Below are 10,580 nucleotides of genomic sequence, written 5' to 3' on the forward strand. Positions count from 1 at the left end.
GCCGCTTCGCGAAAAGCCTGCACCAGCCTGATGCGCGCCGATCTGCGCGACCAGACCAGCCCGAAGCGGCGTGGTGCACTGACTTCAGGCAAGGGTAATTTGATAATTTTAAGGTCCCGTTTATACAGATTGGCCGAATCCGGAATAATGGCAACGCCCAGATTCTGATTGACCATCAGGGCGATGGATTCAATTGCGTTCAACTCAAAGCGCTCGGCCGGCACGATCGTTACGGCGCGCAAATACTGTTCAATCAACTTGCCGCTCCAGCTGTTATGGTCATAGCGAATGAAAGGCTCTGAACGCAGTAACTGTGTCGGTTTTTTACCGCAATGCACTTCAGACGCAAGCAACACAAATGGCTCTTCGCGAAGCAAAAGCCATTCCTGGGTTTTGGGCAAGGTATAAGGGGGCTCAATCGCGATGGCAGCGTCCAGGTTACCGCTTTCAATGTCACGGTAAAAGTCCGGCGACACACCGGGCTGCACAACCACGTTGACGTCAGGATAGCGTCGCACCAGCAGGCTAAGGATATCGGGCAGGATACTGTTGAGCACGCTATTGCCTGCACCAATTCTGAGCTCACCGCGTATTTCGTTTGAATTGGCCAGGCCAGGCAATGCGTCTATTTCATTGATGATCAGCATCAGCCTGTCGAGCAAACGCAGGCCCGCCTCTGTCACATGCACGGTTTTTCCCGCTCGCGCCACCAGTGTCACACCGATCTCTTTTTCCAGCGACGCAATTTGCTGCGCCACCGTCCCGTGCGTCACATTCAATTTTCGAGCTGCCTGGGCCATGGAGCCAAGCTGATGAACCAGGAGAAAGGTGCGGATAAAGTTTGTATTCATCATTGTTCCGCGCATCATTGTTCTGCGGTTAGGGCGGTTGATACCGGCACGCTGCTGTCAGCCTGCCGGCTACTGTTTTAATTATTTAAGCACACAATGCAAGGCACGCGCCGACAATCTATAGATCATACTCCAGGCACCATACGCTGCCGACGCATGCCCTGCCAATACAGCAAAAGGCTGACAGAAGCTGATGGCCTTATTTCTTTTGCTTCTCGTATTGAGCAATCCACTGATCAAACTGGGCGATTTCTTTTTTCTGGGCGGCAATGATCTCTTTGGCCATGGCCTGCAATTGCGGATCCTTGCCTTTGTCCAGTTCCATCTGCGCCATGTCCACCGCGCCCTGATGATGAATCCGCATCATCACGGCGAAATCATAATCGGTATCTCCCGAGGCCTTTACTGAACCCATTTGCTGCTGCATGTTCATCATGGAGGCGTGCATATCCTTGGGCGCTTCTCCGGTATCCATATGCGCATGTCCGCCAGACTGAGCCTGGGCAGCCATCGGCACGGCAAAACCGCTAATTGCAAGGGTTGCGACAAGCAGGCCGCGAATAGCGAACGTTCGGGAAAAACAGGACAATGGGTGTTGGTGCATGATCATTCCTTCGGAACGGTTAAAAAAATATGTTCAACGTATAGACGGCATTGCAAAGCGGCGCATGTGAAAATGCCCACTTTCAGATGCTAGTCTCGGGAAAACGCTTGTCCGGAAAAATCCACGGTGACCAGATTACCGTCCATGGGTCCCATGCCAGGCGAGTTGGCGGGCATGCCGGGCGCAGCTACACCAGGGATGGACCGGTTGGCAACCAATTTGTCGACCACCGTTGCCGGTACATGCCCTTCAACGATCTGCCCGGTATCGTCGATCACTGCAGTATGGCAGGATTCTAGTGCAGCGGGCACCTTGAGTTTTTGCTTGATTGCAGACATATCTGCGGTCTTGATCGCGTTCACTGTATAGCCGGAATCGCGCATGTGTTGCGCCCAGCCAGTACAACAGCCACAATTGGGATCGTGATACACAGTGACCGATTTTTCCGAGGCGTAAGCGCCCGAGGCTGCGGTCAAAAGCGCCACTGAAAATATGAACGTTTTCATTTAAAAACCCTGCAAAAGTGAATGAGTGTTTGTCTGTCCATGGCCTCAATAAGTTCCCTTTTCAATAAAAAGCGATAAAACGCGCGTACATCGCGCGTTTTATTATTCAGATCCCTCGGATGGCCGGCATCCGCCTATACCACCGGCTTGGCAGGATAGCCGACACTTTCCAGCGCGGCGAGGAACACTTGCTGGGTACTGGTCGACTGGATGTCTACGCGGTGTTCGCCCACATTGGCGGTGACCGTGGCCGCCGAATCAACGGACTGGACTGCCGCCGTTACCCGGCGCACGCATCCGCCGCAAGTCATATTGTCGATTTGAAATTGCATACGATTAATTCCCATTTGATTCGTTGTTATCAAAGCATAGACATTGCCACAGTGGGAAGGTCAAGCACTATTTCAGCCGTCATGGCTTTGGGCCCGATTTTGCCAGCTCAAAAGACATAATTTATATCTTTTTAAGATAAAAATACAGACGTTTTTTCTATCTTTCATCCCTTATTATCTGCGCATACAAAAGGAGGAGAAGATGAAAAGCAAATTATTCGTGCCGGCATCACGACCGGAATTGTTCGAAAAAGCCCTCAACAGCCAGGCCGATAGTATTTGCTTTGATCTGGAAGACGCCGTACTGGAGCCGCACAAGGACCAGGCCCGGCAGCAGTTGAACGATTTTCTGCAAACACTGCAACCAGAAACACAGAAAAAGACCATCATCGTGCGCATCAACGATATGGGCACCGCCTGGTTTGACGAAGATTTGCTGGCGTGCATGGTTGATACAGTGGACATGATCAATATCCCAAAAATCGAGTCGTCCGAGCAAATGAAGGATTTTTTCGTGGCTTTCGACAAAGCCGCCTGCGCCCTGGACAAACCGCCGGCGATCCTGGTCAACATTGAAACCGCCCTGGCCCTGGTCAATGCGGCAGACATTGCTGCGACAGACAAGCGCATCGCCGGCCTGCAGCTGGGCCTTGGTGATTTGTTTGAACCGCTGGGCATCCATCGCTACGAATCGGCTACGGTACATCATGTCATGGTGAGCTTGCGCCTGGCCGCAGGCAGTGCAGGCGTGTACGCCTATGACAGCGCATATGCCAATATTGGCAATAGTGAAGGCTATCGGCAGGAAGCGCTGTTGGCCAAGTCTGTCGGATTTCTGGGCAAAACTTGTATTCATCCGTCCCAGATTGCTATTGCAAATGAAGTATTTACGCCAAGCCGGGAAGAAATTGACTGGGCGCGAAAAATTGTCGAGTCGGCAGGCCACTCCAGCCATGGCGCGTATGTCCTTGACGGCCAGATGATCGATGTTCCATTTATCAACAAAGCAAAAATGATTCTGCGCCTGATCGGCGAGTAATCGATAATCCCAGGAGACAAAAGTGAGAAAAAATCCGTTGAACCATACGCTTGTTCTGAGAACAGCCGGCACCGCATTGCTGGCCGCTGTGATGGCGCTGCCGGCGGTCGCCGTTGCCGCTGACCCTGCCACTTTTCCGGGAGATCGGCCTATCACGCTTGTCGTGCCTTACCCACCCGGTGGTTCCAATGACACGTTCGCGCGTGCCGTGGGCATGAAACTGGGCACGCTGCTCAAAACGACAGTTGTGATTGAAAACAAAGGCGGCGCCGGCGGCTCTATCGGCACCATGCAGGTGGCTCGTGCCAAGCCGGACGGCTACACGCTGGCAGCCGTATCCTCCAGCTTTACAACCAATGCCGCGATACAGCCATCGCTGCCCTTCGATCCCATTGGTGATCTGCGCGGCGTGGGCCTGATGGCCGAGGGCCCGTTTATTCTGGCCGTGCGCAAAACGCTCGGATTCACCAAGGTGAGCGACTTGCTTGACTATGCCAAAGCCAATCCCGGCAAACTCAATTATTCATCATCTGGCCCGGGCAGCAGCAACCAGTTTGCGACCGAAATGATGAACTCGCTGGCCAAAATACAGATGACGCATGTTCCATTCAAAGGGATGGGGCCGGCAACAAATGCGCTGATTGGTGACCAGGTGGATGTATTGATCGCCAGCGGCCCGTCGCTGTTGCCGGCAGTAGGTACCGGCAAAGCCACCGCCCTGGGTGTGACCAGTAGTCAGAAAAGCCCGGTGGCGCCTGAGCTGCCCACCATCGCTGCCGACGTACCCAACTACAACTTCAAGATCTGGTGGGGCGTTCTGGCGCCCAAAGGCACGCCCGATGCTATCGTCGCAAAACTGAATGACGCGCTTAAACAGGTCACGTCCGACGAGGAGCTGAAAAAATTCTTTATTAAGGAAGGCGCCGAAGCCGCCTATATGACGCCCACTGATTTTGACAAGGAAATTGGCGACAACATCGCCCTTTGGAAAAAAGTCGCCAGAGACAGCGATATTCACGTACAGAAATAAACACGGATCAGCCTTATGACATCAACAACTTCAGGAAACAATGCATTGCCCCTGGCCGGCATCCAGGTGCTGGATCTTAGCGCCTATATCGCCGGGCCTTACGGTTGCACGCTGCTATCCGACCTGGGCGCGCAGGTGATCAAAATCGAGCCCCCCGAGGGGGATAACTTGCGCAAGTATCCTTCAACGCTACAGGCAGAGAGCCGGGCATTTATCGGCGTAAACCGGGGCAAGCGTGGGATCAGCCTGGATTTGAAGAGCGCCGAAGGCTATGAAATATTCCTGAAACTGCTGCTTGAGGCCGATGTGCTGGTGCATAATTTTCGCCCCACCGTGCCGCCGCGTCTGAAAATCGATTTTCCGAGCTTATCACAACTGAATCCAAAGCTGGTCTACTGCGCCATGACCGGTTATGGCTCCAGCGGCCCCATGGCCAACAACGCCGGATATGACCAGGTGCTGCAAGCTATGTCCGGCATTTGCGATTCACAGGGCATGGACAAAGCCGAGCCGGAAATTGTGTATGGCTCTGTTGTTGATTTCTACGCTAGCGCGATGATCGCCAATAGTGTCAATGCGGCGCTGTTCAAGCGGGAACGCACCGGCCAGGGCTCGTATGTGGAAGTCTCGCTGCTGGCCAGCGCGCTGACCATGCAGTCCACGCGCCTGGTCTGGGCAGAAGGCGAGCCCAAAAGCATTGAACGAGATATGCGCTCGGGCGGCATCACCGGCATTCACCCCACAAAGGACGGGTTTATTTACTTGTCGGCCAATACACCGCACTTCTGGGAAGCACTGTGTACATTGCTGGGGCTGCAGGCGCTGGCCACCGACGAACGATACGACACGGTCCGTAAACGCGCCGAGAACGCCAGCATTATCGTGCCCATCATCCGTGACGCCTTGCAGCAACGCAGCGCGCAAGAGTGGGAGGCGCATTTTGGCACCCATGTGCCCTGTGCCATGGTCCGGCCGGTGCACGATATGTTCGAACACCCACAAGTTCAGGCCGAAGGCCTGGTCCGCGAATTTTCACACAGCAAGATCGGCAAGTACAAGAGTATTACCGGTCTGATTAAAATGGATCACGCGGCCTGCGCCACCGAACGGGCGGCGCCCGATTTCGGGGAGCACACGAGCGAGCTGCTCGCCGAATATGGCTATTCCGAGCAGCAAATCAACCAATTCAGACAGCGCGGCATCGTGCGTTAACAGGGAGCCCCCATGACCACAACCGCCCACTGGAAACAGCGCCCGGCAGGAGCAAACTGGGGAGACTTCGGCCCCGACGACCAACTGGGCCGATTGAACTGGATTGACGCCCAGGCGCGTGTACGCGCGGCCCGTGAAATACGACAAGGGATCAGCTTTGCCTTGAGCCTGCCGCTGGATGTTCCCAGGCAGCCGGTTCTTAATCCACGTCGCGCTGGCCCTGTGATACGTCCGTCAATGAAGAACGGCGTTCCCATTTTCAACTTCCCATTGGGTAACGATACGCCCGGCGCCACCGATGTGGTGAGCGACGATATGGTGACGATGTCGCCGCAGTATTCAACGCAATGGGATGCACTCGGACATGTCTGTTCGTGTTTTGATGCACTGGGGTCAGGCACAGCAGCGCCGGTTGGCTACAACGGCTTTCGCGTCGTTGGCCATCAACACGCTGTCACCGACAAATTCAATGGCGCCGCAGCGCTATCCATTGACCCCATGGCGCAACATGGGATTCAGGGACGCGGCGTACTGATCGATTTGCGCCATCACTTTGGCGACCAAGCGCGACTGGTCAGCTTTGCCGATATCGAAGCGGTCATGAAGGCCGACCGAATTGTGCTGCACAAAGGCGACATCGTATGCTTTCACACCGGCCTTGCCGACATTGCGCTGAACCTAGGTGCCGAGGCCGACCATGAGATTCTGAAAACCAGTTGCTGCGCGTTGGACGGCAACGATCCGAAGTTGCTTGAGTGGATTACGCAATCACAAGTGTCTGCACTTGCCGCTGATAACCATGCAGTGGAAAAACGCAACTACACGCTGAAAAAGAGTCAGGGGCCACTGTTGCCGCTACATGAGCACTGCCTGGTAAAACTAGGCATGCCATTGGGGGAGCTATGGCATCTGTCGATCCTGGCCAAATGGCTGCGAGAGCACGAGCGCCATGCCTTCTTCCTGACCGCGCCGCCCATCTATCTGCGCGGCATGGTCGGGGCACCGGTCAACCCCGTGGCAACGGTTTAGTGACGGGTCTGACCACACTATGACAACAACACAGCTACATAATCATAATTATCACGGAGGACATCATGCATATGTCATTGAACAAAACCCTTATCTCTTTTACCCTGGGCTGCGGCGTGCTGGCCAGCGGCACAGCCTGGTCTGCCGATTATCCGAGCAAGGCCATCCGCCTGATCGTGCCCTACTCTGCCGGCGGCGGCGCCGACAATGCCGCACGCATTATTGCCAAAGCGCTGGGCGACACCCTGAAGCGACCCATTGTGATAGAGAACAAGGCAGGTGCCAGTGGTTCTATCGGCGCCACGCAGGTTGCACGCGCGCCCGCCGATGGCTACACCCTGCTGTATGATGCGTCGTCATTTTCTATCAACCCGGTGTTGCGCAAACTGCCTTATGATCCGTTGAAGGATTTTATTGCCGTCTCCAAGGTCGTGAGCTCTCCCTATCTGATGGTCGTGCCGGCAAACTCTCCCTATGACAGCGTCAAATCCTATGTCGATGCCGCCAAGGCGTCCCCCGGAAAACTGACGTTTGCCTCCTACGGTATTGGCAGTCCGGTCCACATTGTGGGTGAATTGCTCAAGCAGGAAACCGGTGTTGACATCGTGCATGTGCCCTACAAGGGTGGCGCGCCTGCCCTGGTCGATGTCATGGGTGGCGTAGTGGATACCTATTTTGCCAACGCAGCCTCGGCCATATCGTACATCCGTGGCAAGAAACTGAAAGCGCTGGCCACCACGGCTGCCAAACGAAGCAGCGATCTTCCTGAGGTGGCGACCATGACAGAACAAGGCGTAAAAATGGATGTGAGCGAGTGGAACGGCATTTTCGCACCGGCCGGCACGCCCGAGCCGATCATCAGCAAACTGTCCCAGGCCATCGACACCGCCCTCAAAGATCCTGCAACCATCAAGCAATTGAACAATCTGGGGATGCAGGTTGAAGGCAGCTCACCCGAGGCATTCAAATCGTTTATTGCAAACGAATTGACACGCTGGGACGCCGTAGCCAAAAAGAACAATATCAGGCTCGATTAGATTTCGCTACGCGGCCGACACCGCCATGCTGCCATGAGAAACAAAATACTGCCGGGATAATCCCGGCAGTCTCGCTTTTACGTAGCGGCAATGCGTGCCGCGATATTCCACTCAATTAATTTTAATATTCGCCTCTTTGGCCAACGTTTTCCAGGCGGGAATTTCCTTTTTCACCACCGCTTCGAGTGCTTCCGGTGTTCCTCCCACAGCAACCGCACCCTGAGCAAGGAAAGCCTGCTGTATGGTTTTATTGCCAGCAGCGTCGGCCAGTACTTTCTGGATTTTGTCGATGATCGGTCGCGGCGTGCCAGCCGGCGCGAACATGGCATACCAGGAGTCCACATTGAAACCGTCAATGGTTTCAGCCATCGATGGCACATCCGGGACCACTGGCGTGCGCTCGTTCGTGGATACGGCAAGCGCCTTGAGTTTTCCACTGCGGATATATTGAGTCACTGCAGGCAGCGACACCCATAGCAACGGAATCTGCCCGCCCAGCACGTCCACTGTTGCCGGACCGCCGCCGCGATACGGCGCATGGGTCAACTGAACCTGTCCCAGCTTCTTGAATAATTCACCTGCAATATGACTGGGCGAACCGACACCCGCTGAACCGTAGATCACCGGCTTGTCTGCGGCTTTGGCGTACTCAATGAGTTCCGGAACCGTTGAGGGTTTGAACGAAGGATGTGCCACCAGCACCTGAGGCGCTGATGCAACCATGGACACAGGATCCAGGTCCTTCTCTGTATCAAAGGGCAATTGCGCATAGATGGCAGGATTGATCGTGTGTGACGATAGTGTCAACAGCAGCGTATAGCCATCCGGCGCCGCTTTGGCTACCTGTGCAGTACCGATAGTGCCCCCAGCGCCGCCCTTGTTTTCAATCACCACACTTTGCCCCAGGCCCTGGGTCAGCGGTTCCTGGAGAATGCGAGCCGCAACGTCGACACTGCCGCCGGCAGGGTAGGACACAATCAATCGAATCGGTTTATTGGGGTAATCCTGGTCTGCTGTGGCAGCAACGGCCACCGATGTGCCGCTCAATGCGCAAATGGCACAAATGGCATTAAGCCACTGCACAGTCATTTTTCTCAATAGTGTCATGGCAGTTTCTCTCAATTGGAATATGGTTTATACAGTCAAACAGCAATTTAATAAAATAGCTTTTAGCTCTATTCTTATGGCTGCTGATTTTTCTCATTGATATTCATTTACTGATATTCATTTACTGATTCTGTTTACTGATTTTTCGTTGGCTGCTTTTTACTTCCTGATACCTGCAGGCGGTTTATTACTTATTACACTTGTGTAGCAACGTCTGCACTTGTCGGCACGCCTGCCTGTGCCACAATCGGCCGACATAGCTTGCGCGCAAGGCGTGCTGCTTGCTCATTGGCCAGCCGGGCATTCACATCCATGGAAACCGTCCAGAAATAGGTGCCGCAAGCCAGGCTACCCAGTACAGTAATGTCGTTTGCAATAGTGCCATTCGCGGTGACCAGGCATCCCGTGTCAAAGTCCAGCTCAAAGCCGCCATAGTCGCTCGCGCGCGCCAGGCCCGATTGCATCAATTGCGTAATAAGCGGATCCGAGGACTGGCGTACGTCCTGGGAAAATCCCGTTGCATTGATCACGACGCCACACGCCTGCTGCTGCAGTGCGCCTGCAGCATCACGACAATGCAACACAAAGCCTTGCCCATTCGAAAGCGTTTCACAAGCCTGAAAGCCACCATGGATATGCAACTGCCCTGCCTCGATCAGGCTTTGCAATTGAAGGGCGTTCTGCACCGGGAACATGGCCCGACGCGACATCCACTGCGAGCGCCAGCACGACTGAAACTGCCGTCTGGCTGGCTGATCCAGATAAAACCACAGCAAATCTATCACTTCATTGGCTGCCGCCAGCACCGCCTGCCATGCACGCGGCCCGCTACACGCGGCGTCCAGCTCACGACTCAGTTGAATCGCCGCATCTGCGCCGCCGCCGGCAATATCATGAATGTCAAAACCAGGATCAATCGCCAGAATCTGCTCACGCAACATCCCGACCACATCGTCCAGGTCCAGTCGTCCCCCTTTTGCAAGCGCCATCGCATGTACGTCTGCCCGGGATAGCCGGTTTGGCACATGGGTCGGATGAACACTTCGCACTGCAGGCAACACGCCCTGCCGGGAAAAGCAATGAATCTGCCCGCCATGCCCGTGCGCCTTCAGTGCAACAACAGCGTCGATGGCACTCAGATTAGTCCCCAGAACGGCTACGGTGGCGTCGGCGGCAATCGCTTGTGACAAGGCACTGACCGGATAAGGGCTATTCATGAACCCTGCGCACGGCACCAGCGCATCGAACGTGTCGGATGCAAGATTACCGTTACACAGGACCAGTTGATCAACAACATAGCTTGCGCCGGCACTGTCTATCAGTTGAATCTGCGACTGCGCCTTCTGTTTATGCTCGTTCCCCTGCCCTTGCCCGGCTGCATGGCGGGCAATAGCCACTACAGCATCCCGCACCACCCGCACCTTTATGCCAAGCGCTGCCGCCTGTGCAACAATGCGATCGAACTGCTCATGAACATATCGACCAAACAGCGGACGCGGATAAAACGCGGCAGGATCAATATCGCTTATGGCATACGATTGCAAAAACGCTTCGGGCTGCGCCGCCAGCCATTGCACAAAGTGAGAACGGTGCTTGTCGTACAGCGACATATTGCCCGCCGGCACATTGAGCAGATTGGTATTCAAATCATGCTGGTAGGCGGTGCCATGCCCGATTTTTTCGGATGGTTCAAACAGCGTAATGTGACAACCGGGTACATTGTTTGCACTGTTCGCGCTGGCTTCAAGATGTGCAACCAGCTGCGCCAAAAATGAAATACCGACCGATCCACCGCCGACGATGCCTAACCGGCAAATTGCGTCCATGATGTCA

11 protein-coding genes are annotated in these 10,580 nt (G+C 54.7%); 5 read left to right on the forward strand and 6 right to left on the reverse strand.

What is annotated here, in order from left to right; all coding sequences use genetic code 11:
* From ACTIKR_RS16970 to ACTIKR_RS16985, 4 genes are all read right to left on the reverse strand, one after another.
* A partial coding sequence (locus tag ACTIKR_RS16970; protein ID WP_442328466.1) for a LysR family transcriptional regulator occupies positions 1-851 on the reverse strand: 851 nt, incomplete at its 3' end.
* Positions 852-1,050: 199 nt separating this feature from the next.
* Positions 1,051-1,455: a DUF305 domain-containing protein gene (locus ACTIKR_RS16975; RefSeq protein ID WP_442328467.1), complete on the reverse strand. Its 405-nt coding sequence runs from the start codon at positions 1,453-1,455 to the stop codon at positions 1,051-1,053.
* Positions 1,456-1,544: 89 nt separating this feature from the next.
* Positions 1,545-1,961, reverse strand: coding sequence for a DUF411 domain-containing protein (locus tag ACTIKR_RS16980; RefSeq protein ID WP_193090453.1), 417 nt, complete (start codon positions 1,959-1,961; stop codon positions 1,545-1,547).
* Positions 1,962-2,095: 134 nt separating this feature from the next.
* On the reverse strand, positions 2,096-2,293 hold the full coding sequence (locus ACTIKR_RS16985) for a heavy-metal-associated domain-containing protein (protein WP_442328468.1): 198 nt from the start codon (positions 2,291-2,293) through the stop codon (positions 2,096-2,098).
* A gap of 202 nt (positions 2,294-2,495) precedes the next feature.
* On the opposite strand from ACTIKR_RS16985, the gene ACTIKR_RS16990 reads away from it, so the two are divergent.
* The 5 genes from ACTIKR_RS16990 to ACTIKR_RS17010 all read left to right on the forward strand — a co-directional run bounded on the left by ACTIKR_RS16990 (position 2,496) and on the right by ACTIKR_RS17010 (position 7,640).
* On the forward strand, positions 2,496-3,332 hold the full coding sequence (locus tag ACTIKR_RS16990; protein ID WP_442328469.1) for an HpcH/HpaI aldolase/citrate lyase family protein: 837 nt from the start codon (positions 2,496-2,498) through the stop codon (positions 3,330-3,332).
* A 22-nt stretch (positions 3,333-3,354) separates the two neighbouring features.
* On the forward strand, positions 3,355-4,362 hold the full coding sequence (locus ACTIKR_RS16995; RefSeq protein ID WP_193090450.1) for a Bug family tripartite tricarboxylate transporter substrate binding protein: 1,008 nt from the start codon (positions 3,355-3,357) through the stop codon (positions 4,360-4,362).
* 15 nt (positions 4,363-4,377) lie between these two features.
* A complete protein-coding gene (locus tag ACTIKR_RS17000) occupies positions 4,378-5,574 on the forward strand; it encodes a CaiB/BaiF CoA transferase family protein (protein ID WP_442328470.1) in 1,197 nt (398 codons plus the stop codon).
* A gap of 12 nt (positions 5,575-5,586) precedes the next feature.
* Positions 5,587-6,603: a cyclase family protein gene (locus ACTIKR_RS17005; RefSeq protein WP_442328471.1), complete on the forward strand. Its 1,017-nt coding sequence runs from the start codon at positions 5,587-5,589 to the stop codon at positions 6,601-6,603.
* 65 nt (positions 6,604-6,668) lie between these two features.
* Positions 6,669-7,640, forward strand: coding sequence for a Bug family tripartite tricarboxylate transporter substrate binding protein (locus ACTIKR_RS17010; RefSeq protein ID WP_442328472.1), 972 nt, complete (start codon positions 6,669-6,671; stop codon positions 7,638-7,640).
* Between the two features lie 111 nt (positions 7,641-7,751).
* Here the strand turns inward: ACTIKR_RS17010 and ACTIKR_RS17015 are convergent, their stop codons facing one another.
* Positions 7,752-8,747, reverse strand: a complete 996-nt coding sequence (locus tag ACTIKR_RS17015; protein WP_226817308.1) for a Bug family tripartite tricarboxylate transporter substrate binding protein — start codon at positions 8,745-8,747, stop codon at positions 7,752-7,754.
* A gap of 194 nt (positions 8,748-8,941) precedes the next feature.
* Positions 8,942-10,580, reverse strand: a 1,639-nt coding sequence (locus tag ACTIKR_RS17020; protein ID WP_442328473.1) for an FAD/NAD(P)-binding protein, incomplete at its 5' end; no start/stop codon positions are given.

Origin of the sequence: Advenella sp., assembly GCF_052108595.1 — a bacterium.
In the GTDB taxonomy this organism is placed as follows: Bacteria; Pseudomonadota; Gammaproteobacteria; order Burkholderiales; family Burkholderiaceae_B; genus Advenella.

Coding starts and splice junctions, on each gene's coding strand:
- ACTIKR_RS16975 (WP_442328467.1), bottom strand. CDS start 1,455: ATGCACCAACACCCATTGTCCTGTTTTTCCCGAACGTTCGCTATTCGC.
- ACTIKR_RS16985 (WP_442328468.1), bottom strand. CDS start 2,293: ATGCAATTTCAAATCGACAATATGACTTGCGGCGGATGCGTGCGCCGG.
- ACTIKR_RS17015 (WP_226817308.1), bottom strand. CDS start 8,747: ATGACACTATTGAGAAAAATGACTGTGCAGTGGCTTAATGCCATTTGT.
- ACTIKR_RS17000 (WP_442328470.1), top strand. CDS start 4,378: ATGACATCAACAACTTCAGGAAACAATGCATTGCCCCTGGCCGGCATC.
- ACTIKR_RS16980 (WP_193090453.1), bottom strand. CDS start 1,961: ATGAAAACGTTCATATTTTCAGTGGCGCTTTTGACCGCAGCCTCGGGC.
- ACTIKR_RS17010 (WP_442328472.1), top strand. CDS start 6,669: ATGCATATGTCATTGAACAAAACCCTTATCTCTTTTACCCTGGGCTGC.
- ACTIKR_RS16990 (WP_442328469.1), top strand. CDS start 2,496: ATGAAAAGCAAATTATTCGTGCCGGCATCACGACCGGAATTGTTCGAA.
- ACTIKR_RS17005 (WP_442328471.1), top strand. CDS start 5,587: ATGACCACAACCGCCCACTGGAAACAGCGCCCGGCAGGAGCAAACTGG.